This is a genomic window from Burkholderia sp. RS01, from assembly GCF_039748055.1.
Taxonomy (GTDB): Bacteria; Actinomycetota; Actinomycetes; order Actinomycetales; family Micrococcaceae; genus Arthrobacter.
In genome coordinates, this window is sequence record NZ_JBDLAK010000007.1 from 1 (window position 1) to 22,419 (window position 22,419).

Genomic DNA, 22,419 nt, shown 5'->3' on the forward strand with positions numbered 1-22,419 from the left:
TGCCAACAGGATTTCCAGCCAACGATCGTTCACGCTCATCACTCTCATCTGATTAAGAGTGTCAGCGATGTCCCGCCAACGGACTGTCAGCTATGTGTCAGGACCGTGCACAATCGTTTGGAACGGGTGGCTCAGTTTTCAACCGTCACAATGGCTCACTTTTCGACCGTCACCGACACGCAGGGCGCCTGTAGCAGAAGAGGCAGGAGAGCTGACGCCATCTCTAGGCAGCAGGCCCGATGTACCAGTCCCTCCTGACTACCTCCGTTTAATCGCAGCACCCGCACTTCTAGCCCTTGCTGGAGCTACGTTGGCCTGGGTTATGAGTAAACGCCGGCGATAGCTCCAGAACGGTTGCTGTCTCGCTAAAAGATCAGAGGTTGCGCACGTCCGTCGGCGTTGGGTGGTGAAGTGCTAAGGGGATCCGGAGCCAAGTTGGTGGGAAACTCAGGCCTTGTCTGCTTTGATCGCGTCAAACCACTGTGGCTGCATTTCCTCCAACCGGCCACGGCGTCGCTTTGAGCCAACTATCTTGCGACTGCTATGGAGTTGCTATCAACTTGATAGCAACTCCACCGATCCGGGTGGCTTACTTACTCGTAACTGTCGCGGACCTGCTCGAGACCGATTCTAAGAGCGCGCAATGCCATCGGATGCTTCTTGCGGCCTTCGAGCTTCGCGACGTCCGCAAGTAAGTCCATGAGCTCACGGTCCTCGTCAAAACGAAGCAACATCGTTCTGGCAGTCCCCTTGTCCCTCGAATCACTAAGTGTGGGCGTGACACTGGGCCTGGCTGGAGTTCCGCGCTCAGCGCTGACAGCAGGCGAGGCCAATAGTGGTTCAGCGGCATTGCCAAACGCCTCGATAGCCTCATCCCTAGCCTTCTCGGACGCGGACCGTTTCTTGATTGCCACTACCCCATCAACTCCTCTACCAGCCCCCGGATTTCCCTCGCAGCTTTAGGGTTCTTCCACTCAACAACTCCGAGCCCCTCCCCCACCACGTCTCGATAAGCCTTGCGCTCGTACAGAACGGTTCGCAGTGGTTCGATACTCGGATAGTCGGAAAGGTAATCCCTGGCGTCGCCACTTTCAGATTCGAACGCGTTGGTTGATACCCGCGTAAGAGCCCCCCTGACTCGAAGGGAGGGATTGAAGTCACGGGCAGTTTCGATCAACCTATCGACAGTCGCGAGTGTGTCGAGATCAAATTGACTCGATTGCGTCAGGATCAACAACTGATGGGCCGCAGTCATGGCTGTGCGCATCTCCTTGCTGTCCTTCCCTGCCACATCGACAAGGACAACGTCATAGCTCGTATCCAGTTCACGCAATGTCTCGTGCAGGCTGCCCAGTTTCTCCACTACAAAGATGCGAGGTTCATGCCCGGCCTCTTCGCGGTCTACGGCCCAACGAGCAGTGGAGCGCTGCCGGTCACCGTCCACGACCGCTATGCGCATCCCCCGCTTCGCCAGCTCAACAGCAAGGTTAGTTACAACCGTGGACTTGCCTACGCCGCCCTTTTCGCTACCCACAACAATGATCATGCCTCCAACCTAATGCCGAGGTTGATAGCAAAAGGCTAGCGACACGCTACCTGTTTGATAGCACTATGAAAGCAGTATTAAATAGGCCGAATCGAGATCAGGTCCTCCGAAACGGTGACAGCAGTTTCAAACTGCTATCACTTCACTATCAAAACAATATCCTCGAGCGATGAAGGCCCAGGCCGTCGGCAAGCCCGAAGCTCAAGCTCAGCCGTTACTCATCGTTACTCACCCCCTGACTCGAGGTCATGCGTCATATCGAATACTGCTTCGCTCGCTACTAAACCGCTATTGAATCACTATCGATTTGCTAGTGACTGTGAGACGGGGGAGGGACAAGCTGGCGACTGCAGAGAGGCTGATTTGCTAGCGAAACACTACTTATTCGATAGCACTATGAAAGTAGTATCAGTACGCGGGCGGCGGACCAATGTATGCCCGAGCCTAGGAGCAGTTTCAAAGTGCTATCAAACCCACTACACAACCGCGACTGAGGACCAACCTCAAACTGCTGGACGAGCGTAAACTGGACGCAATCGCCACCCACGCGCAGTAGGGATGCCGGACCGACTTGAAACGCGGTGCTAGCGAGAAGCTACTAGAGCACTATCGGATCGCTAGCATTTTGGTAGCTAGCAGCGAAATAAACTGCACCAGGGACCTATGCCGGCTGAGCAATTCGCCACACTGCCGCATCATCCGGGGGTAGCCAATACTCATCCCTTTCAGGATCAAACAAGTCGACCTCAGCGATCCCAAGCTGCAGTGGCTTGAACCTATCAAGGTAGGCATGCCAGATCGCGCGTTCGTGACGGTTCCGGCGGATGTGGGCAAGGTAGTCGTCGAGCACTCCGAGCCTGGCAGCGAGCATGCGGAGGTTCACTGAAGTGGTTTTCCACACTCCACCGTGGCGCTGGATCATACCGAGTGTCTCCATCTCAGCCAATGCGGCCGAGCAGGCGTTGCGGCTGACACCACTGTTACGGGCTACTTCCGCGGTGGTGGGGGAGTGGCGCCCGCGTTCGATTGCCTCGTAAGCAAGGGCAGCCACGTCTCCCAGGGCCCGAAACACCGGGCGGATGGCGTGGATTTTTCCTTTCCGCCACGTTAGTTCCCGTGCAAGTTGTTGGTAGTGCTCGGGGAGTTGAATGAGGTAAACATCGGCCGCTTTCTGACGTGCGTCGGCGATCTTAGTGAGGATCCCATCAGAAGCTTGAACCAGGATGGGTAACAGCCTGGCGATGGTGACGTGATGTTTGCCCATCGCGACAGCAAGAGTGCGGCAACCGACATCAAGGATGTCTGTTTCTTTAGCCCGCATGTATCCCAACAATCCGCGGATCAGTAGACGGAGGCTGAGGCCTTCGCGACCGCGTTTTTGGAGTCTGTGGTCAAGGACTGCATAAAGAACGTTTTCCAAATCGTTCACGAGTTGATGTACAGCAGCACTGCTGGGTTTGCTTGCCCCCCCGGTGGTTAATGTGGGGCTTGTGTTGTTAATAAGTGCACTCCTTTCCCCGCGATTACGGGGGAGCGGTTTTCGCGTGCTCGAAGCTGCGCCGGTGAAGGCCTGGGCTTTGGCCCACTCGTAAGGAAGGAGCCTTGCCTGGCGTTCTGCAGATCCGTAGAGGGCAGCTAGGCCCGGGAACTGGCCGGCGAGTTCGTTTTCTACGTGCTGCAGGGACCAGCCACAGGCACTGAAATGGTTCAGCACGGCCATTCGGGCCTCGGACGGGCCCTTGTACTTAGCCGTGTCGTACAAACCGGTTCGCGCGACCCGTCGCAGCGGGGTCTCACTACTGGATTTCAGTGAGAGCGCCGGTAGCCCGCCGGTCCGTTGAGCGGCGACGGTCTTCGCTTCTCGGGCTTTGAGTGCGCGTTTGCGGGCCAGTTCCGGCGCCAACGCCGTACGCAGCTGCACTAAGCCCCGTGCTGAGTTGCGGTGGCGCAAGATGTCGTACGCCTGGGACAGGGGAGTGATGAGGGTTTGGTGTCCACCGGACTTGTGGATTGTTCCTGGGACACGGATGCACCCGTCTGTGATGTTCTGGTGGGGGCTCGGGTCAAGACTGGTGGCCATAAGGGCTAGCGCTTCGACCAGTTCCCGGGCCTCTGCTGCGTCCATCCGGTCGTGCAGCGGCACGTACAAGTGTCGTCCACCGCTGGGGGAGAAATCCTCCACGAACCTCATGCCGCACTCCGACAACAATCGGCCCACCCGGACCGCGTCCGCGTCCACCACGCCCTTCAGCGCCTTCGAGGTATCAAAGTCCAAGCACAGCGTGGAGACTCGGCCATCCGTGCCGTGCACCATTACAGCAGCAGGATGTCCCGGCAAAGAACGAGTGATCTTCGGCGCATTTTTCGGCCGAGGATATTGAAACCTCTGCCCAATCCACCGCCCCAACCGGTACGAAGGCGCGCCAGCAATCAGCGGAGCAAGACCCCATGCATCTTCCGGTGTGGGACGTGGAGCGACACTCACAAGGGCATGCGTTGACGTCAATACCGGTTCCGGTACCATAAGGACAGTAGTTCCTTTCGAGGTAACACAAATGGCACCCACAGCGTGGGTGTTGTAACAGCTCGGATCCGGATCTTGGCGGATGAGGGATCTGAGCGAAGGATTAGGAAGGTCCCTCCTTTTAGGAGGGGCCTTCTTCCGTTAGGAAGCCTTATCGATAGGCAGGGCTCCTTGTTCCTGGTAGTCGTCTATGTCAGGCCAAATAGGCAACCCGCGAGCATCCAGCCGGATGCTCATCAGGAGGCGTTCGGCTGCCTGTCCTTTGGAGAGTCCCATGTGGGTGGCAAGACGTTCCACCAGAGCTTTAGCATCGGCAGCAACGTCAACTTTGAGGACGACGTTGCCGGCCCCTGTACCCCGTACGCGTCTGTGGATGGCTGTACTCATAAGCCCGAGCCTATAGGTACCGGTACCGTTAACTGCGCGGCCCGTTCGGCGTGTCGTTTCCATTAGACGAGGTCAGAAGCCTTTAGCCACCGCGGCAGCCGCGGCGAGCCAGGCGCGTTGGGTGGCTGGTTGGAGGGCCTTGTAGCGGATGGGGCCGTTGACCAGGGCGGGGTCGTAGGGGATGCGGACTACGGCTCGTACATGGGGGGCGAAGCCGTCAGCGATCCGCCGGGCCTCATCCTTGGCGCGCTTGAGCGCATCGCCGCTCATGCTGCGCTTGGCGTCGGTGGACTCGGACACGATGACGACGGCGTTGCGGGCCAGCTCGGCGTCGTGGCCGCCGCGGGATTCGAGCGTTTGGAGGGTCAGGCGCGCGGCCTCGGCGCGGTCTTCGATGGCTGTCACGGGGACCACGAGCTGGTTGGTGTGGTGGATCATTCGCCGCCAATTTGCGGCGCGGGCCGTGTTTCCGGAGTCCATGACGATCAGACGGTAGTAGCGGGTGAGTACTTGGTGGGCGATGTCCACCTCCTCTGCGGTCACTTCGTGGTCGCCCTCCTCGTTCTCGTCTGAGCGCAGGACGTCGAACTTGTCCGAGGTCTGGTGGTGGACGAATTGGGCGATCTCGGCTGCTTGGGCGCTGGGGGAGAGCAGAGCCTGGGACGAGTCGATGAGATCCAGGACGCTGTTGTCATGGCCACCCTTTTCGGTGCGCCAGCCGAGCGTGCCTTGTGATTCGTTGTTGTCCCAGGCCACGGTCGCCGCGCCGCTGTAGCGGGCCAGGATCGCGCTGAGCATGACGACGGTGGGAGTCTTGTTCGCTCCGCCCTTGCGGTTGACGACAGCTACGGTGCGGGGGCCGGGCCAGTGCTGGCTCACTGTGCGGATGTCCTCGCGTTCGGCCAGCTCTTCGGGTGATGGGTCCATGCGGAGGCCGATGCGGCTGAGAATGCCGCGCCAGCCGCGCGTGGCCGGCTGGAGCACGGGCGCGCTAATGAGGAACGAAGTGTCTTTGAGGCTGCGCCGAGTGGCAGGCTCCACAGCGGCTGCTTTGGCAGCCGGTGCGGGCCCCTCGGCGGGTGCGGCTGTAACGGCTGCGCTGAAGGTCACCGGCGCAGCGTCGGCAGCTTGTGCCGGCGCCTCCTCGGACGGAGAGTCGTCGGGAACCGAAACAGGCGTAGGTGCAGGCGCGGCCGTGGTCGTGGCCTTGGCCGTTTCCAGCGAAGGGGATGCCGTAACGGGCAGACGGTCCTGCTCCCGCTTCGGGGTGGCCTTGATCGGTGCGGCCTCGCTGACGACGCCCTCGGGGGAGACGATGATGAGGCCCTGCCCGTCCGGGTCAGTGGTGCTGACGCGGACGGGTCGGCCGAGCTGAGCAGCGGTTTCAGTGATGATCCGTAATGCATCGCTAAGGACGGCGGCTTCGTCGGCGGCCTCGATCGCGTGGGAGGTCCCGTTGATGGTGACTTCGCCGGTTCCGTTAGTGCGTAGAACGGCGTTGATCTTGGGGAAGTCGAGCGCTTGAGTTTCCATCATCTGTCCTTACTTTGTGCCGTTCGGGGGCGTGAAACGGTTGACCTGCCAAGGCTTGTCGGCTGCGCTGCGGAGCAGTTGCACGTCGTAGTCGCCGGCATCGGTGGGAAAGACGACATGGCAGCCGAAACCGTTGTTCTCATCGATCCTGAGCTGGCCGGTTCCGGTGATCCTGGTGGCCGGGATGTTGGCCGGGTCAACGTATTGGTAATCAGCGGTTGCTTGGGCGGTCAGGAGCTGCCCGAGCTCCTGGATCCATTGTTTGTCCGGGACCGTGGGACGGGCGTACAGCGTCATGGCCTTGGTCGCGGTTTCCAGCGCGGCTGTTTTGCTTGCCTCGTCCCAGTCGATGCCCAGGGTGGCCGGTGCTGTGCCGCCGGGAGCTTGGGGCTTACCGCCTGCGCTGAGAGTGGCTGGGGTGGCGGCGGAAGTGCTGGGCGACGGTTCCGGGGGTGTTGAGCTGGATACCGGCGCGCAGGCCGTGCACACGAGCAGGGCCGTGAGGGCTGTCAGGGCGTGTTTCATGGTTCCTCCGGTGAGTCGCTGCCGGGCAGGTAGAGAAAGGCGCTGGGAGTGCTGTTCTTTACTGTGCGGGTGTAGTAGGTGTGGTCGTTCGGGGCGGGGTTGCCGTTGTAGCCCTCTTCCAGGAAGCTGCCGTCTCCGTTGACGGCTTTGACGACGGCGACGTGGCCGTAGGTGCCGTCGGCGCCTCCGGTGCCGGGGGAGTACCAGACGACAGCGCCGACACGGGGTGTTCCACCGGTGGGCCAGCCCTTGGCGTCCCAGCCGTTTTTCCAGGTAAGGGCTGAGCCGAGCACGGCGCCGTCAGGCCGGAAGGTGCCGTTCAGGATCTTGTAGGGGGTGGTGGTGCTGCCGAACTGCTGGTTGACGCGCCAGAGGGCGAAGTCGACGCATTCGCGGTTGTACATGCCCAGCGGGGATGGCTCGTAGATCTTGGCTGTGCGCCACGGCAGGTCATCGTCTTTGCCGGATTGCCCGGGAATGCCGCAGGAGCTTTCCCCGCCGGCATCGGTGATCTGCACGTCGGCCAGGGCGGCGACGACCTCGACGGCGGCCGCCCAGTAGGACTGGTAGTGGAACGGGTCGGCGTTGCGCTGGACCCTGTGCGCGGCCGTGGTGGGTTCGAGCTGTTCCCACCCGCTGACCTTCTGCAGGGCGGTGAAGAAGTTCGTGGCTGACGTCGTGGGGTTCATGCGGTCCGGGTAGGTTCCCCACGCGCCGTTGTCGCGCTGCTGGAACAGTCCCCGGGAGTCAGGTCCCGGGCCGTCGCCGTGGTCCAGGACCCGAAGCCCGGATTCGCCCATAGCCGTCATGACACCGATCGTCTGCCCCCGGGCCGACAGGCCAAGGGTTTTGCCTGCGTTGATGATCAGGGCCGCGTTCTTCAGCTGTTCGCCCTCGTAGCCGCCGACAGCCACCTTGGGCAGCTGGCTTGCGTCAACGCTGACGCTGGATCCGGTCGGTGAGCAGACGTCGGCAGCGGCCTGGGAGCCCCCGCCGAACAGGATGATGGACAGTACCAAGCCGACGGGTGCAAGGCCGGCGCCGGCGGCCAGCGCAGGAGCGCTCGTTCGTGATTGCATGTGTCCCCCTCACATCTGCTCGGCTGCTTCGCCCTAGGGCTGGTCCTCGTCGTTCACTTCCGGTGTCTGGCCCTTCCTGAGTGTGTTCCGGTTCTCCCACACCCAGTCCTTGACTTGATCTCTGGCGATCAACCATGTCTTCTCGACTTGGTAAGCAGGAATCACTCCGGTTTGGAGCCAGCGGTAGACGGTGTTTCGGGACAACCCGAAGATCTCTTCGAGGTCCTGAGGCGTAAGACGCTCCGGGTACTTGGCGAAGAGTGCTTCCAGGTACTTGGGGTCCACGCTCAGTCCGTCCCACCGCATAGAGCCATCGTAGACCACAAATTGGTACTGTGGTGTACTAGGCGTGACTGAAAGGTACTAAAGCTGTTGTTTGCGGTCACTTTTGGCCTTTCGTGTCGGATGGTACCGATACGATCTTTGCGGACATTAGTAGGGGAAGTGAAATGCCGGTCTCAAAGAATCGCTGGGTGACGCTCGGCGCAGAAACTATCGACGAACCCGTTCCAGCCATCCCGGAAGAGCCGCCGTTCATCCCTATGGGGGCGACCAGGCCACAGCTGAGTGTTCCGCAACCGGACCAAGCTGACCGGCTTCCCCGCAGGAACGCTACGGGGAGGGAACCGAGCTTCTGGTGGCTTGGCGTCCACGGCGGCGCCGGCGAAACGTCGCTTGCACGCCTAGACAAGGGAACCAAGGCTGCCGAGCATCAGTGGCCTTTGACGGCAGCCGGATCCGTGATCGTCCTGGTTGCCCGGTCCAATATCCCGGGCCTTCGCGCAGCACGGCTGGCGGCAACGGAATGGGCTTCCGGTTCTCTTCCCGGGATCCACGTCGCTGGCCTCATGGTCATGGCTGACGCTCCCGGACGGCTCCCCAAAGAGATCCGCGACTTCGCCCGCGTCGTCGGCGGGGGAGTGCCCCACATGTGGCATTTCCCGTGGGTAGACGCATGGCGCTACGGCCATGACATCGCCACCGAGGAACTTCCCAAAGAAGCCCGCACCACCCTTGAACAGGTGCACATCGCAGTAACTGCCACTGCCGGACTCCCGGCTAAGTAGAAAGTAGAAACTCATGTTGTTTTCCAAGGCCATGGAATGGTCAAGCTTTGCCATCACCGAGATACCGAACCCGGGCACAGGTGAGGCACCTCCCGGCTCTGAAGGTTTGCTGACGATCCTCAAATGGGTCGCATGGATCGTCTTCGGCTTGGCAGTCGCGGGCATCCTGGTCACGGCCGGAACGATGATGATCAATAACCGACGCGGCGAGGGCGGCGAGCATGCCGGTCGCCTGGCATGGGTCCTCGGCGGCTGCATCCTGGCAGCCTCCGCCGGCGGCGTCGTAGGCGCCTTGGTCTAAGGAGCCGAGCCATGACTGAACCGACAGTGAACGAAGACCAGAATCCGCTGACCAAACCTAAGTTCATCATCTCGGCCGTTGTCGTGGCGATCATTGTCGCGCTCGGGATAATCCTGGCCCTGGTTCCCAGAGGCGGCGGAACAACGTCCCCTGAACCGAGCACCACCAGCACGAGCACCAGCAGCGGCGAACCTACGGCGACGGCGGCGGCCAGCGTGTGCGGCCTGCCATCCGGTGACCAGGCCAAGCCGGCCACTACACCCGCCGACACCAAATGGGAACTGGTCGGCAAGATCGCCGCACCAACATCGCCCACGCATTTCGGCCCCGGCAAGACCGAAGCCAACGGCCTCCGCTCCTGCTTCGCACACTCACCCATGGGAGCCCTGTACGCCGCGTCGAACGTCGCCGTACTGTCCGCCACGGGGAAGGCTCGGCTGGTTTATGAGGAGCTAGCAGTCCCTGGACCCGAACGCGATGCACTGCTGAATCAGCCTGAGCCGCAAGCGACATCAGCTGTGACAGCGCAGATCGCCGGCTTCCAGATCCGCTCGTATGACCCCGATCGAGCCGTGATCGTCATTGCTGCAAAGGGCAGCAACGGTGCGCTGGTTTCCGTTCCTGTTCCGCTCCAGTGGCACAGCGGCGACTGGAAGGTTGTTGTTCCCGCAACCGGCAGCACGGGCGGGGGACAGATAAGTGACTTGTCCGGGTACATTCCCTGGTCTGGTGTCTGATGGCCTGCGAAGGATGGGACGCCTTCAGCATCGGCTGCCATGCAGGCGCGGCCTTAGAGGACGTCGCCAATGATGCCGTCAAGAACATGGCAAAAGCTATTGCCGATGCCGTTGGACAAACAGTCCAAACACTCGGGACATTTTGGCTGAACGTGGGAACGCCCGCTCTAACCGCAGCCCCGGGAGGGTCCACCGCGAGTGACCCGGTGTTGTTCCTGCAGAACAGTCTCTACTTCTGGACCGCTTCCCTGGCGGTGATGTCTGTCCTCGTGGGTGCAGCCAAGATGACGATTGAGCGCAGGGGTGCCCCCTTGCGGGATCTGGTGCGTTCGCTGGCGACCCTAATCGTCGTCTCCGGCGCCGGTGTGGCAGCAGTGGGACTGCTGACAGTCGCGGCTGATCAGTTCTCAGCCTGGATCATCACTAACTCCACGAACGGGACCTCGTTCAACGAAAACATCACCGCCCTGTTGGCGCTTTCGGCCACCAGCCCGATCGGGTCGATCATGATCATTCTCCTGGGGCTCATTGCGATTCTGGCCTCCGTAATGCAGATCGTGCTCATGATCATCCGCGGTGGCCTGCTCGTCATCCTGACAGGGATCTTCCCTACGGCTGCAGCTTTCAGCAACACCGAGGCAGGCAGGGGTTGGTTCCAGAAGTGCACAGCTTGGCTGATCGCTTTCATTCTCTACAAGCCCGCGGCCGCCATCGTCTACGCGACGGCCTTCCAGCTCAGCGGCAGCAAGATCTTCGGGAACGTTGGTGACGGCAAGGACTTTGGCTCCGCGCTGCTGAGTACGGTCACCGGGCTGGCTCTGATGACCATTGCTTTGTTCGCCATGCCAGCCCTCATGCGGTTCGTCACCCCGATGGTTGGTGCTGTCGCTGGCGGCGGTGGCGCTCTGGCAGCAGGGACGGTCGGCGCACTGGCTTCCGGCGCAATCAGCATGGGCAGCGCCGGACGCGGCGGCGGATCATCCACCAGCTCAACGACAACCAGCAGCACCTCGAGCCAAAGCCCTGGATCGCAGGGCCCCTCGGGCACTGGCAGCCAGGGAACGGCAGGAACGTCCGGCACAGCGGGGAAGACAGGTACCCGGAGCGCCGGAGCCACTGGCGCGGCAGCATCTCCCGGTGCCGGCAGTGCTGCTGCAGGCAGCGGAGCAGCCGCGAGCGGTGGCGCTTTGGCGGCGGGCGCGGGCGGTGTCGCCGTACTGGCAGCACAGAAGGGCGTCGAAGCAGGCCAGGCCGCTTCCGGTGCCATCAAAGACATGAGCGAAGAATCCACGGGGGGTGCCTGAAATGGCCGCTATAGAGAACACATACAGGGAACCGACTTACGGCAACTGGCGGCGTCCGCGTAAGGCAGGCATCGGCACCCTTGGTGGGCTGGCAACAGCCGGTTTGTTTGTTGGCCTCATCATCACGGTGATCTGTCTCTTTGTCGGCGGCTGGCTCGCCGGGCTCATTGCTTTGCTCGTCCTTGGGATGGCGCTGGCCGTCGTCTCGGTGACCGACAAGCACAACAAGTCCGTAGGGGAGCGGGTCTTCGCCCGGCTGGCGTTCCGCTCAGCACGGCGCAGACGCGCCAACATCTACCGCTCCGGTCCGCTGGGACTGACGCCTTGGGGCGAGTTCCAGCTGCCGGGGATCTCTGCCAGTTCCAAGCTTTACGAGTTCACCGACTCCTATGACCGCCCGTTCGCGCTGATCCATCTTCCCGCCACCGCGCATTACACCGTTGTCTTCGGCACCCAGCCCGACGGTGCGTCCCTGGTTGATCCCGAGCAGGTTGATGCATGGGTGGCTAACTGGGGCGGTTGGCTCGCTTCGTTATCGAATGAACCTGCCGTCGTGGCTGCATCCGTCACGGTCGAAACCGCGCCCGATTCCGGGGCACGGCTGCGCCGGGAAGTTGAATCGAACATCCACGACGACGCCCCGGACATTGCCAAGGCCATGCTCCGGGAGGCCTTGAACACCTACCCGCAGGGATCGGCCACGATCCGTGCCTGGGTCGCGCTGACGTTCAGCGCCGCTGCCCGGGCCGGCGGCAAACGACGCACAGCAGAAGAGATCGCAAGGGATCTCGCCTCACGGCTTCCCAGCCTGACCGAGCGTCTGGAATCCACCGGCGCCGGGGCATGCGCACCGTTGAACGCCCAGGAACTCTGTGAGGTCGTTCGGGTCGCTTACGACCCTGCAGCGGCCCGGCTCATCGACGAAGCCCACTATCAGGGCACACCCGTTGACCTGGACTGGGGCGACGTCGGACCATCCGCGCACCAATCCAACTGGGACGGCTACCGCCACGATTCCGGGCACTCAGTGTCCTGGACGATGACGGGCGCCCCGCGCGGACACATCCTGGCATCAGCGCTGGGCCGCCTCGTCGCACCGCACGGGGAGATCGACCGCAAGCGCGTCACCTTGCTGTACCGGCCGATCGAAGCCGGCCGCGCGGCCGCCATCGTGGAATCGGACCAGACCAGCGCCCTGACCCGGGCCTCCTCGACCAACCGGCCCACCGCCCGTGCCCTGGTCGATGCCCGTGCGGCGCAGGCCACCGCAGCGGAGGAAGCCAAGGGCGCAGGGCTGGTCAACTTCGGCATGGTGGTCACGGCCACGGTGCTGTCCTCCCGTGACCTTGAGGACGCCGTGGCCGTCGTGGAGGGCAACCTCGGCCCGTCGGCACGTCTGCTGTTGCGCCGCGCTTACGGTTCGCAGGATTCTGCGTTTGCCGCGTCCCTGCCACTGGGGCTGGTCCTGCCCAAGCACTTGAAGGTTCCCGAAGAGATCCGCGAGGCCATGTGATGTTCGGCAGCAAGACCAAGCACCAGCGCACACCGGCCCCGGCCACGAAGCTCGCCGCCGCGGTCGCCCGCCGCCCGGGTCTGCGGGGCTGGCGCGGCCGCGGACAGGGCGAAGCCGTCTACGTCACGGCAGCCGACGAATGGCGCGGAACCTCGGTCCAGGTCTGCGGTCTCTGGCCGTTCGTGGGCGGGTCCGGCACCCCGATCCTGGGAGTGCCGATCGGCGTTCACACCGACACCGGAGCACCCTTCGGCGCCGATCCGATCAGCTGGTTCATGCATGGAATGATCAACAACCCCTCCATGTTCGTCCTCGGCCTGCCGCACTACGGCAAGTCCACCCTGGTCCGGCACATCGTCCTGGGCTTGGCAGGGCGCAGCATCAACCCCTTAATCCTTGGTGACCTGAAGCCGGACTACGTTGACCTGATCGAAGCCCTCGGCGGGCAGGTCATCAGTCTGGGTCCTGGCCGCGGCCACTTGAACGTCCTGGACCCCGGTGAAGCCACGGGGGCCGCCGTCAGGCTGCTCGCCTCGGCCGAGGAACACCGGGCCAAGGCGAATCGGACCCTGAACGATCCAGATGGCGACCAAGCTGGGGCCGCGCCGCTGATCGCTGCCGCGGTGAAGGCGGAGAAGCTGGCAGAACAGCTGATGGCAGACTCGCACAACCGGCGCCTGAACATGATCACGGCGCTGATCACCATCGTGCGGAACGCAAAGCCCAGCGCCCACGAGGAATCCCTGATTGACCGGGCACTGCACATCCTGGACGAGCGCCTGGACCGCGTTCCCCTGATCGGGGACCTGATCGAGGTCATCAAAGACGCCCCCGACGAGCTGCGGGCCATCGCGCTGGACCGCGGCGACATGAGCCGCTACCTCGACGCGACCGACCAGCTGCGCCAGTCGCTGTACTCCCTCGACGGCTCGGGCCGGTTCTCGGACATGTTCTCCCAGCCCACCGACCAGCCGATGGACCTGACCAAACCCGTGGTCTTCGACCTGTCAGGAATCTCCGACACGCAGAGGGACATCCAAGCGGCCTGCCTGCTGGCCTGCTGGTCAACCGGGTTCGCCACCGTCCAGGTCGCCCACACCCTGGCAGACGCTGGCCTGGAGCCGCGCCGGAACTACTTCGTCGTCATGGACGAACTGTGGCGTGCCCTGCGCTCCGGTGAAGGCATGGTCGACCGGGTTGACTCGCTGACCCGCCTGAACCGGACCGAGGGCGTCGGGCAAGCCATGATCACACACACCATGAGCGACCTCGAAGCCCTGCCCACCGAATCCGAACGGATGAAAGCCCGCGGATTCGTCGAACGCTCCGGCATGGTCGTCTGCGGCGCGCTCCCCGGGGCCGAAATGGAAAAACTCAACAAAGCCGTCGCCCTCTCCCGGGCCGAACAAGCCCGCCTCATCTCGTGGGCAGACCCCGGGTCATGGACCGACGTCGGCGGCTCCCGCAAACGGGTACGCCCGGGCCTGGGCAAGTTCCTCTTCAAAGTCGGCGGCCGCCCCGGGATCCCGGTCGCGCTCAAGCTGACCAGCGTCGAGGAGCGGCTGCACGACACCAACAAGCGCTGGCACGATCACGAGAATCCATGAAACCTCGTCGCAGAAGCCCCGCCATTAGGAAGAGCAGGGCTCTCAACAAGCCACTCGAGACCGCGCAGCCAGCGGCCCCGCTGTGGCTAAGAGTTACGGCAAGCGTAGCTTTGTCTTGCGCAGCTTTCCTAGGTTTATTTACCTGGTTCTTCGCAATATCCGCTTCACCCAACCAGCCAGAAACTGACCAACAGATACTGATCTTCACGGATCGACCTGGGGTGCCGCTGCAGGCGGCTATTGATTTCAGTGAGACCGTCAGCCGTTCCGGCGAGGAAATCAATATGGTCTTTTTGCTGCTGACCGTAGATTCGAGTTACCAGGGCGACTCTGTAGGGGTCAGCATCGCCTTCCAAGGCGAAGGCTTCCGACGTCCTGACCAGCGTCTGGTCCCCCCTGTCGGGAATTGCAGCTTAGAAGTTGACGTCTATGAGTCCGGAGGTAACTCTCCCACGTGCACCGACGGCGAGATTTTGCGGCCATTGAGCCGAGGGGACGGATACCAGGTGCTCTCTGCAACCTTAAACCGCACTGTCAACCCTATGCGTTTTACTTTGGCGGCGCGTTCCACTGACGATTGGTCGTCGTCTGGCTCTTCTAGGACAGCTTTTCACCTGCCCCGGGTGGGCTCGGGACACGGAGAACCGGATTCCCTGTCACCTCTAGAGAAAAACGTCGGTCCCAGACACCTTTTCCATCCGGATGTGACGTCGCTGGACGTTACATACCGCTCCCTAACCTCTGACGAGAAAATTGAGATTGTTTCGCCTGAACCGCGTGATCCCGAAACCTTGCACTGGAGCAAATCCGGCAACGGATCCTTTGCAGCGCACGGATCAACGGTCGTCCTAGGACGGCTGGAACGACAAAGCAACCAGACCTTCCTAATCGGCGTCATGGCCGGTCTAGTCCCCCTTGTCGGCAGTTGGATCTACAAACAGCTGGGGGAACCACTCCCGTTCCGACGTAAACGCCGCCGGATTCAAGGATAAGGAGAAGACTCGTGGGTTCACCCAACAACAGCAAACGCTCGCGGCTCGACGGTGAGACGGTACTGCTTTGGATCTTTATTACCGCCGTGGTGCTTGGAGTTGGCTCGGTTACCGGGGCAGTTCACCTAGGGTCGATACTGACCGGCGACGGCCAGGAACTCCCGGCGAATCCGTTTGAACTGGTCATCGGCTTGTTATCGCAGAAGGTCACGTGGCCGGCGGCCGCCACCTGGGTATTGATTGGCTTCGGCGTCCTCATCATCCTCGTGGCTGTTCTGGTGATCCGTGCGGTGCTGCGCAAACGGTCCAAGCGTTCCCGCGTGGACGCCGCAGCCCAGCACATGGCCAAAGGCCGGGACTTGCGTGCCCTGAGCCTGCGCGGGGCCACGGCCACCGCCGAGCGTCTCGGAGTGAAAGGCTCACCCGGCGTCCCGGTCGGAAAGACCGTTCTCGGCGGGCAAATGGTCTACGGCTCCTGGGAAGACATGCACATCGACATCTGGGGCCCCAGGACGGGCAAGACGACGTCAAGGGCCATCCCTGCCATCCTCGCCGCCCCGGGGTCCGCGTTGGTGACCTCGAACAAGCGGGACATCGTTGATGGGACCCGCGACGTCCGGGCCGCCGAGGGTCCGGTCTGGGTGTTCGACCCGCAGTCCGTCGCCCTCGAGGAACCTTCCTGGTGGTGGAACCCTCTGTCCTATGTCACGGACGAAGTGAAAGCGGCACGCCTGGCCGATCACTTCGCCGCCGGTTCCCGCGGCTCGGACGCCAAAACGGATGCCTACTTTGATCCCGCCGGTCAGGATCTCCTTGCCGGGCTCCTGCTCGCCGCAGCCTTAGACGGCCGCCCGATCACGCAGGTTCACACCTGGCTGACCCATCCCGCTGACGATGAAGCCGTGGACATCCTCAAGGCCCACGGCTTCACCCAGACCTCCAACGCCGTCGGCGGCGTAATCAACGCACCCGAAAAGCAACGCGGCGGCGTGTACGGCACGGCGCTGCAGATGGCCTCCTGCCTCACCAACCGCCAGGTCGCCCGCTGGGTGACACCCCAGGGTGAAAAGGACGAGCGACCCCAGTTCGATCCGGCAGAATTCGTCCGGTCGAAGGGGACCCTGTACAGCCTTTCCAAGGAAGGCAAAGGCACCGCCGGCCCGCTGGTGACGGCGCTGACCGTGGCCACGGTCGAGGCCGCCGAAGAACTCGCCGTACATTCACCCGGTGGCCGGCTGGCCACGCCCATGGTCGGTGTCCTGGACGAAGCAGCCAACGTCTGCCGGTGGCGCGAGCTGCCGAACCTCTACAGCCACTACGGCTCCCGTGGCATCGTCCTGATGACCATCCTCCAGTCCTGGTCACAAGGCGTTGAAGTGTGGGGCCGCGACGGCATGCGCAAGCTCTGGAGCGCCTCCAACATCAAGGTCTACGGCGGCGGTGTCGCCGAAGCAGAGTTCCTGAACGAGCTCGCGCAACTCGTGGGGGAGTACCGCTATTCCAACATGACCAGAAGCCGCTCCAAACAGGGCACTTCCTACAGCCACGACGACGACCGAAAAGAACGCACACTGGACGTGTCGGACTTGGCCGCGTTCCCTCGTGGCCGCGCCATCATGTTCGCCTCCGGCGCCCCTGCGGCATTGCTGGAGACGGTGCCTTGGATGAGCGGTCCGCAGGCTGATGCGGTGTGTGCCTCCATCGCCGCACATGACCCTGCGAACAGACCGGCGGCCGCAGCCGGGAACCGGTGGGTCACCGCGGGTGCCTCTGATGAGTGAGGGCCTGGGAGAGTGGGACGACGAGCTGGAGGACACCGCAGCCCCCACTGAACCGGCCGAGGAGGACTCGGACGCGCCCGAACTGTTCTACCCGAACGTCGCCGAATTCGTCAGCGGCAAGCTGGCCACCAGCTACCGCCGGCAGCTCAACGTGCAGGGCGGTGTGACATGGTGCCCGCAGTGGTGGAAGCACGCGGAAGCGATTAGCCGCCTCGAAGCGCTCTGGCGGGCCTGGGAATTCCTGCGCCTGGACGGCACCACAGGGATGAGTGTGTGGTGGCGCGACCACGCAGACCACCACATGTCCGTTCTGCTCTCAACTGATGGGCCGTTCAAGGGCTGCAGCCCGGACGACGGCCACCGCTCCAAGCTTGTTCCTCTTCCTTGTGAGGAACCGCCCGCAGGGCTGTTCTAAATCGCGTGGTGGGTCCAGCGCTCCAGGTGGCCCCGCGCGCTGTCCATAGTTGGGGTCAATCCGGGTTATCCACGGCTGGAATCGGGAGCCATCGGGAAAGCTCCCTCAGCAGCAGTAGCGGTGGATAACCCATCAGGACTGTCCCCGGCTGTGGGCAGCGAAACCAACTATCCAGACTGGTTTTCCAACTTCAGGCCTCAGCTTGTTTGCCTTGGCAGCCCGAGTTGTCGGAGCAGGACGGTAAGGTGTCCCCGAGTGCGCGGACAAGGGGTCCTCGTCACCAAAACGAGGGGGAGATATGTCGCAGGAACGCCTAGAGAAATTGCAGTCACAGTTGCGTGCGAGCAACGAAGACTGGCCGCGGAAGGACCTCTTCACGCGTTCGGAAAAGCTTGTCTCATGGCTCGAGGTTCGGTTGGCGAAGTCCGTCGGGGACTCCGAAATTGAGTTCATTACCTCTGGAGTTGAAGGCGGACGCGGGTCCAGCACGACGAAGTATTCAGCGACCATACTTACATCTGATCTGGTCCTTTTCGGTGAACTCTCGAGCACTGACTCGAATCAGATCCCGCCCTATCCGGTTCCTGGAGATGTGAAGCTCGTTCACCGTTCGAAGATCACAGGCCTGACTCTGCATCATGTGGAGTATTTTGAAACGGACGAAACGCCAGACTACGTCTCATTCACAGCAGACTTTGAAGACTTTCCGTCACTGACGGTAGGAATGCCCAAGTACTCCTCTCAGCTAGATGGCAGCACCGCACGAATATTTGAATCGCTCAAGGCGGATCTTGCCGCGGCAGGACAGTTATGAGCCGGGAGTACACCACCGCAGAGCGATCTTCCTATCAGGCACCGGAATGCCCTGAGTGCGGCCGCCGCCTAGTTTTCACGTGGGCCGATGTGAAAACGGCGGCCGACAAGGGCGGGAAGTGGGTGCCCACGTCACACCGATGCCCCGGGCGTAGTTGCCCTAATCACGAGCCCTCACTAGGTGGCATCCGGGGCATCTAAGCCAAGAAAAGAACGAAGACTGAAACATGCGCTGATGATCCTTTTGTTCTGTTGGAGAAGGAGGAACGGAGCCGCAGGCTGGAAGGGCGCGACGCGGCTCCGCTCGGCCTGTTATCTTGCACTTACTGCCGAAAATCAGGGCAGTAGTCGGATGGATATTGGGGAGGAAGCTGATGGGCAAGTCAGGCATCGAGACATACAACGAGGATGGTCAGTGGAAGAGCCGCCGTCAGGGCTCAAGCCGGGCCTTTGACGTCGGAGGGACCAAAGCAGAGCAACAGGCCAAGGGCAGGGAGGCTGCCAAGAGGGACGGCGTGGAGCACACCATCAAAAAGCTTAATGGGACCATCGGGGAGAAGAATTCATACGGCAACGACCCGAACCCGCCAAAGGACAAGAACTAGCAAGCCCACAAACGACCAGCAGGGTAACCTGACGATCGTGCTTTCCTTTCCAATTTGGACCGGAAGGCGCGATCGTCATCAGCGGTGTTGCCTACCACTCGCTGGCCGGCACTAGCGTGATTTGCCCCCTTCGCCCTGGAAACAATGTGGCACCCACGACGTCAGGTTAGACTCTCAGATTGTCCCTTAGGCCTGTACCGTAATCATGTTTTGGACCCAATCCTGACGCCTTGCTCACTGCCATCTGACGTCAGGTTAGGGTGTGCCCTTCACTGACGAGAAGCCCTCGGAGTTACACCATCCGAATGCGCCGCGGGCGGTTGAAGCTTGAGTGCGCAGATCTAGTTCCCCCCAACACGATCGCCGTCAGATCCAGGTACGGCGGATGTACGTTCCTGGTTGTTGTTCTACGACGCGCCGGCTGTGGGCTCCGTCCTGCATCAGCCACAGTAGAGATCCGTCGGCCATGACAGCTTCGACGCGGCCGCGGTCGGTTACGCTGCCGCGAGTGTGAACTTCGACGTCTTGGCCGGTCAGCACAGTCCAGTCGTCAATAGGCTGCCACGATGCGAAAGAGTGGATGTTTGTTTGGTCTTGATTCGGCGTCATGCTTGTTGGCATCTCGTCCTCGAGCTTCATAGCAGCAGGATGCTGAGCAAATTTGTGACGGGTAGCAAAGCGTTCGGATGATGTTTGTATTTTGAGCGCTTAGCCGAACAGGACGGCTGCTTCGTCGTAGCGGTTTTGTGGGACGGTCTTGAGCTGGCCCAGGGCCTCCTCGAAGGCGACATGTTGGATGTCTGTTCCCTTCAGGGCGACCATGGTGCCCCAGTAGCCTTCGACCACGGAGTCGATGGCGGCCATGCCCAGCCGGGTGGCAAGGACCCGGTCGAAGGCTGAGGGGACGCCGCCGCGCTGGATGTGGCCAAGGATCGTGGCACGGGTTTCGATGCCGGTGCGGGCTTCCAGCTCCGGGACCAGCTGGTCCGCGATGCCGCCAAGCCGGGGGCGGCCGAAGGCGTCCAGGCCCCGTTCAGAATGGGCCTCATCCATATGCTCGGGAACGAAGCCTTCGGCGACGACCACCAGGGGTGCGCGGCCGCGGTGGTGGGCTTCCTTTACCCACTGGGTGATTTGCTCGATGCTGACTTTTTGTTCCGGGATCAGGATGGCGTGGGCGCCTGCGGCCATGCCGGCGTGCAGCGCGATCCAGCCCACGTGGCGGCCCATCACTTCGGCGATCATGCAGCGGTGGTGGGATTCGCCGGTGGTGCGGAGCCTGTCGATGGCCTCCGTGGCGATCTGCACGGCGGTGTCGAAACCGAAGGTGTAGTCCGTAGCGTCCAGGTCGTTGTCAACGGTCTTGGGAACACCGACGATCTTCAGCCCGGCATCCGTAAGGCGCTTGGCGGCCGCCAGCGTGCCCTCACCGCCGATTGCGATGATGGCGTCGATGCCCAGGCGGTCCATGTGGGCTTTGATGACCTCCGGGCCGCCGCCGTTGTCGAAGGGGTTGGTGCGGGACGTGCCAAGGATGGTGCCGCCCTGCTTGGCGATACCGCGGACCATGGTGCGGGGGATGTCGATGATGTCGCCCTCCACCACGCCGCGCCAGCCGTCGAGGAAACCCACGAATTCGTGGCCGTGGATGGCGATGCCCTTGAGTACGGCGCCGCGGATGACCGCGTTCAGTCCGGGGCAGTCACCACCGCTGGTGAGGATTCCAATTTTCATGCGTGATTCCTAGGTTCAGTTGCCATGTTGGAAAGGGGCCATCAGAAAAGCCCAAGACAGGCATGAGGCTGATTTCGCCTATCGCCTTCGTGTACTACCAGGTTGTTCGTTCGTAGCTCATGCCGTAGGGAACATTTGGGTCAAGGCTTACGATGACCGTTCCCGGAGCCGTCCGGGTTACCAGAATTCCCTGCTTCCGGTACCTCGCACGAGCAGAGAGTTGTTGGACGGCGGCCTCCACGGCGGCCTCCAAGTGGGATCGCGTGTGGACGTGGATGGTGATGGAATCGTGCTGCGTGGGTACATGCTCGTGGAAGTCGGTGCAGGTGGAATTCTCTGTCTGCATTTATCCACTGCTCCTATTGTTCATTCGGGGTTGGATATATAGCCCTGGGGGTTGTTCTTTTGCCAGCGCCAGTGGTCTTTGCACATTTGGTCCACGGTCTTGGTGGTGGACCAGCTGAGGTCGGCCAGCGCGGAGGTGGCGTCGGCCCAGAAGGCAGGGAGGTCTCCGGCGCGGCGGCCGGTGATGTCGTAGGGGATGGGCTTGCCCACGGCCTTCTCAAAGGAGCGCAGGACCTCTAGGACGGAGGAGCCCTTGCCGGAGCCGAGGTTCCAGCGGAACACGCCGGTGGTGTCCGCGATATGGTTCAGGGCCGCTATGTGCCCTTCCGCGAGGTCCACCACGTGGATGTAGTCGCGCAGGCAGGTGCCGTCGGGGGTGTCGTAGTCGCCCCCGAAGACTATGAGCTTGTCGCGGCGGCCCACGGCCACTTGGGCGATGAACGGCACCAGATTGTTGGGGATACCCTGCGGGTCCTCGCCAATCCGTCCGGATGGGTGTGCACCCACCGGGTTGAAATAGCGCAGCAGGGCTATGTGCCAGCGCGGGTCGGCAGCGCCGAGGTCGGAGAGGATGTCCTCGATCTGTTCCTTGGTGCGCCCGTAGGGGTTGTTGGCCCCGATCTCCATCTTTTCCACATAGGGGATGGGGTTGCGTTCGCCGTAGACGGTGGCGGAGGAGCTGAAGACGATGGAGCGGACGTCATGCCTGTCCATGACGCGGATCAGGTTCAGAGTGCCTACAAGGTTGTTGTAGTAGTACTTCAACGGCTCCCGCACAGATTTGCCCACCGCTTTGAGGCCAGCGAAGTGGATGACGGCGTCGATGGCTGCGCCGGCAAAGACCTTGTCGATGGCTGCCTCGTTCACGAGGTCGACGTGGTGGAACTCTGCGGTCTTGCCGCTGAGTTCCGCTACGCGGCGCAGCGATTCCTCGCTGGAGTTGACCAGGTTGTCGATGACGACCACGTCGTGGCCGGCTTCCTGCAGGGAAAGAACGGTGTGGGAACCGATGTAGCCCGTGCCCCCTGTGACCAGGATTTTCATGAGCGGGTGTGGGTTGGGTTGGCTGGTATCGCTTCGATGTTCCAGCTCGCGGTATGACTCTGCCCCGGGAGGAGGACTATGAGGTCTGTCCTGGTGTTGAAGGCATTAGGCGGACAGGTCATTGGTTCTACTGCCAGGCCGGCTCTGCTGGATTCCGCATCTGGGAGGTCGGCTGTGTGTATCTGCACCCAGGGGCAGTCCCGACCCCATGTCATCGAAGTTCCGGACCCGTCCCATGTAGTCAGGCGTGCGGTTGAGTAACCTTCGTTGTCACGTACGAGATCAGTGAAGGCATGGTCGAGTGTTATGGAACCGATGGGGCGGGGGGCAACAAAGTCGTAGTGTCGGTCCTCTGAAACGTCGCTAACTCCTGTAGGTATCAAAAGGTCCGGGGTGACTTGCTGCACTTTTCGTGCGGGCAGCTCGAGAATCCAGTCGTCGACCCGGCCCTCCCCGGCGACCAAGTATGGGTGCCCGGCGGCCCCGTAAGGTGCTGAGCCGGGGCCGGTGTTGGTGGCTGTAACAGTGGTGTGCAGCCCGGAAAAGTCCAGCTGGTAGGACACCTGT

22 protein-coding genes are annotated in these 22,419 nt (G+C 62.1%); 10 read left to right on the forward strand and 12 right to left on the reverse strand.

The features are described from left to right. Nucleotides 1-593: 593 nt before the first annotated feature. The 8 genes from ABFP37_RS08220 to ABFP37_RS08255 form a co-directional block, all read right to left on the reverse strand. Nucleotides 594-734 carry a hypothetical protein gene (locus ABFP37_RS08220; protein WP_015062036.1) on the reverse strand — a complete coding sequence of 47 codons (141 nt, stop codon included), beginning with the start codon at nucleotides 732-734 and terminating at the stop codon, nucleotides 594-596. A gap of 179 nt (nucleotides 735-913) precedes the next feature. Then, complete coding sequence (locus ABFP37_RS08225; RefSeq protein WP_015062035.1) at nucleotides 914-1,546, reverse strand: division plane positioning ATPase MipZ; 633 nt, start codon at nucleotides 1,544-1,546, stop codon at nucleotides 914-916. Nucleotides 1,547-2,207: 661 nt separating this feature from the next. Beyond that, the gene (locus ABFP37_RS08230; RefSeq protein WP_347033229.1) at nucleotides 2,208-3,821 is read right to left on the reverse strand and encodes a hypothetical protein; all 1,614 of its coding nucleotides are present in this window, start codon (nucleotides 3,819-3,821) and stop codon (nucleotides 2,208-2,210) included. Nucleotides 3,822-4,211: 390 nt separating this feature from the next. Next, on the reverse strand, nucleotides 4,212-4,457 hold the full coding sequence (locus ABFP37_RS08235) for a hypothetical protein (protein ID WP_015062033.1): 246 nt from the start codon (nucleotides 4,455-4,457) through the stop codon (nucleotides 4,212-4,214). A 72-nt stretch (nucleotides 4,458-4,529) separates the two neighbouring features. Next, on the reverse strand, nucleotides 4,530-5,993 hold the full coding sequence (locus ABFP37_RS08240) for a hypothetical protein (RefSeq protein WP_347033230.1): 1,464 nt from the start codon (nucleotides 5,991-5,993) through the stop codon (nucleotides 4,530-4,532). Between the two features lie 6 nt (nucleotides 5,994-5,999). Continuing rightward, nucleotides 6,000-6,515, reverse strand: coding sequence for a hypothetical protein (locus ABFP37_RS08245; protein WP_347033231.1), 516 nt, complete (start codon nucleotides 6,513-6,515; stop codon nucleotides 6,000-6,002). Next, nucleotides 6,512-7,594 carry a CHAP domain-containing protein gene (locus ABFP37_RS08250; protein WP_347033232.1) on the reverse strand — a complete coding sequence of 361 codons (1,083 nt, stop codon included), beginning with the start codon at nucleotides 7,592-7,594 and terminating at the stop codon, nucleotides 6,512-6,514. The genes ABFP37_RS08245 and ABFP37_RS08250 overlap by 4 nt, the downstream gene beginning before the upstream one ends. A gap of 33 nt (nucleotides 7,595-7,627) precedes the next feature. Continuing rightward, entirely contained in the window at nucleotides 7,628-7,879 is a 252-nt protein-coding gene (locus tag ABFP37_RS08255; RefSeq protein ID WP_015062447.1) for a helix-turn-helix domain-containing protein, read from the reverse strand. 188 nt (nucleotides 7,880-8,067) lie between these two features. Between ABFP37_RS08255 and ABFP37_RS08260 the strand changes: the two genes are divergently transcribed. The 10 genes from ABFP37_RS08260 to ABFP37_RS08305 all read left to right on the forward strand — a co-directional run bounded on the left by ABFP37_RS08260 (nucleotide 8,068) and on the right by ABFP37_RS08305 (nucleotide 18,729). Further along, entirely contained in the window at nucleotides 8,068-8,661 is a 594-nt protein-coding gene (locus ABFP37_RS08260; RefSeq protein WP_347033234.1) for a DUF6668 family protein, read from the forward strand. A 13-nt stretch (nucleotides 8,662-8,674) separates the two neighbouring features. Further along, the gene (locus tag ABFP37_RS08265; protein ID WP_347033235.1) at nucleotides 8,675-8,962 is read left to right on the forward strand and encodes a hypothetical protein; all 288 of its coding nucleotides are present in this window, start codon (nucleotides 8,675-8,677) and stop codon (nucleotides 8,960-8,962) included. An 11-nt stretch (nucleotides 8,963-8,973) separates the two neighbouring features. After that, entirely contained in the window at nucleotides 8,974-9,699 is a 726-nt protein-coding gene (locus tag ABFP37_RS08270; protein WP_347033236.1) for a hypothetical protein, read from the forward strand. 206 nt (nucleotides 9,700-9,905) lie between these two features. After that, a complete protein-coding gene (locus ABFP37_RS08275; RefSeq protein WP_347033237.1) occupies nucleotides 9,906-11,003 on the forward strand; it encodes a hypothetical protein in 1,098 nt (365 codons plus the stop codon). 1 nt (nucleotide 11,004) lies between these two features. Beyond that, nucleotides 11,005-12,516 (forward strand): SCO6880 family protein, encoded by a 1,512-nt coding sequence (locus tag ABFP37_RS08280; RefSeq protein WP_347033238.1) that lies wholly within the window; start codon nucleotides 11,005-11,007, stop codon nucleotides 12,514-12,516. Further along, a complete protein-coding gene (locus ABFP37_RS08285; RefSeq protein WP_347033239.1) occupies nucleotides 12,516-14,123 on the forward strand; it encodes a hypothetical protein in 1,608 nt (535 codons plus the stop codon). Before ABFP37_RS08280 ends, ABFP37_RS08285 begins: the two co-directional genes overlap by 1 nt. 1,003 nt (nucleotides 14,124-15,126) lie before the next feature. Further along, nucleotides 15,127-16,896 carry a TraM recognition domain-containing protein gene (locus ABFP37_RS08290; protein ID WP_347033240.1) on the forward strand — a complete coding sequence of 590 codons (1,770 nt, stop codon included), beginning with the start codon at nucleotides 15,127-15,129 and terminating at the stop codon, nucleotides 16,894-16,896. Next, nucleotides 16,889-17,311, forward strand: coding sequence for a DUF4913 domain-containing protein (locus ABFP37_RS08295; protein ID WP_347033241.1), 423 nt, complete (start codon nucleotides 16,889-16,891; stop codon nucleotides 17,309-17,311). Before ABFP37_RS08290 ends, ABFP37_RS08295 begins: the two co-directional genes overlap by 8 nt. A 298-nt stretch (nucleotides 17,312-17,609) precedes the next feature. Beyond that, nucleotides 17,610-18,125 carry a hypothetical protein gene (locus ABFP37_RS08300; RefSeq protein WP_347033242.1) on the forward strand — a complete coding sequence of 172 codons (516 nt, stop codon included), beginning with the start codon at nucleotides 17,610-17,612 and terminating at the stop codon, nucleotides 18,123-18,125. 373 nt (nucleotides 18,126-18,498) lie between these two features. Then, nucleotides 18,499-18,729 (forward strand): DUF2188 domain-containing protein, encoded by a 231-nt coding sequence (locus tag ABFP37_RS08305; RefSeq protein WP_347033243.1) that lies wholly within the window; start codon nucleotides 18,499-18,501, stop codon nucleotides 18,727-18,729. Between the two features lie 366 nt (nucleotides 18,730-19,095). Here the strand turns inward: ABFP37_RS08305 and ABFP37_RS08310 are convergent, their stop codons facing one another. The 4 genes from ABFP37_RS08310 to galE all read right to left on the reverse strand — a co-directional run bounded on the left by ABFP37_RS08310 (nucleotide 19,096) and on the right by galE (nucleotide 21,852). After that, entirely contained in the window at nucleotides 19,096-19,368 is a 273-nt protein-coding gene (locus ABFP37_RS08310; RefSeq protein WP_166842944.1) for a hypothetical protein, read from the reverse strand. Nucleotides 19,369-19,437: 69 nt separating this feature from the next. After that, on the reverse strand, nucleotides 19,438-20,463 hold the full coding sequence (locus ABFP37_RS08315; protein WP_028271809.1) for an ATP-dependent 6-phosphofructokinase: 1,026 nt from the start codon (nucleotides 20,461-20,463) through the stop codon (nucleotides 19,438-19,440). Between the two features lie 94 nt (nucleotides 20,464-20,557). Further along, on the reverse strand, nucleotides 20,558-20,809 hold the full coding sequence (locus ABFP37_RS08320) for a hypothetical protein (RefSeq protein WP_043438973.1): 252 nt from the start codon (nucleotides 20,807-20,809) through the stop codon (nucleotides 20,558-20,560). Between the two features lie 20 nt (nucleotides 20,810-20,829). After that, complete coding sequence (galE, locus tag ABFP37_RS08325; RefSeq protein WP_028271808.1) at nucleotides 20,830-21,852, reverse strand: UDP-glucose 4-epimerase GalE; 1,023 nt, start codon at nucleotides 21,850-21,852, stop codon at nucleotides 20,830-20,832. Nucleotides 21,853-22,419 lie beyond the last annotated feature (567 nt).

What these genes read in the sequence shown, in the direction of transcription:
- ABFP37_RS08225 (WP_015062035.1), bottom strand. Translation starts at nt 1,546, where the DNA reads ATGATCATTGTTGTGGGTAGCGAAAAGGGCGGCGTAGGCAAGTCCACG.
- ABFP37_RS08270 (WP_347033236.1), top strand. Translation starts at nt 8,974, where the DNA reads ATGACTGAACCGACAGTGAACGAAGACCAGAATCCGCTGACCAAACCT.
- ABFP37_RS08315 (WP_028271809.1), bottom strand. Translation starts at nt 20,463, where the DNA reads ATGAAAATTGGAATCCTCACCAGCGGTGGTGACTGCCCCGGACTGAAC.
- ABFP37_RS08235 (WP_015062033.1), bottom strand. Translation starts at nt 4,457, where the DNA reads ATGAGTACAGCCATCCACAGACGCGTACGGGGTACAGGGGCCGGCAAC.
- ABFP37_RS08240 (WP_347033230.1), bottom strand. Translation starts at nt 5,993, where the DNA reads ATGATGGAAACTCAAGCGCTCGACTTCCCCAAGATCAACGCCGTTCTA.
- ABFP37_RS08300 (WP_347033242.1), top strand. Translation starts at nt 17,610, where the DNA reads ATGTCGCAGGAACGCCTAGAGAAATTGCAGTCACAGTTGCGTGCGAGC.
- galE (WP_028271808.1), bottom strand. Translation starts at nt 21,852, where the DNA reads ATGAAAATCCTGGTCACAGGGGGCACGGGCTACATCGGTTCCCACACC.
- ABFP37_RS08250 (WP_347033232.1), bottom strand. Translation starts at nt 7,594, where the DNA reads ATGCAATCACGAACGAGCGCTCCTGCGCTGGCCGCCGGCGCCGGCCTT.
- ABFP37_RS08245 (WP_347033231.1), bottom strand. Translation starts at nt 6,515, where the DNA reads ATGAAACACGCCCTGACAGCCCTCACGGCCCTGCTCGTGTGCACGGCC.
- ABFP37_RS08295 (WP_347033241.1), top strand. Translation starts at nt 16,889, where the DNA reads ATGAGTGAGGGCCTGGGAGAGTGGGACGACGAGCTGGAGGACACCGCA.
- ABFP37_RS08320 (WP_043438973.1), bottom strand. Translation starts at nt 20,809, where the DNA reads ATGCAGACAGAGAATTCCACCTGCACCGACTTCCACGAGCATGTACCC.
- ABFP37_RS08285 (WP_347033239.1), top strand. Translation starts at nt 12,516, where the DNA reads ATGTTCGGCAGCAAGACCAAGCACCAGCGCACACCGGCCCCGGCCACG.
- ABFP37_RS08265 (WP_347033235.1), top strand. Translation starts at nt 8,675, where the DNA reads ATGTTGTTTTCCAAGGCCATGGAATGGTCAAGCTTTGCCATCACCGAG.
- ABFP37_RS08280 (WP_347033238.1), top strand. Translation starts at nt 11,005, where the DNA reads ATGGCCGCTATAGAGAACACATACAGGGAACCGACTTACGGCAACTGG.
- ABFP37_RS08305 (WP_347033243.1), top strand. Translation starts at nt 18,499, where the DNA reads ATGGGCAAGTCAGGCATCGAGACATACAACGAGGATGGTCAGTGGAAG.
- ABFP37_RS08220 (WP_015062036.1), bottom strand. Translation starts at nt 734, where the DNA reads ATGTTGCTTCGTTTTGACGAGGACCGTGAGCTCATGGACTTACTTGCG.
- ABFP37_RS08310 (WP_166842944.1), bottom strand. Translation starts at nt 19,368, where the DNA reads ATGAAGCTCGAGGACGAGATGCCAACAAGCATGACGCCGAATCAAGAC.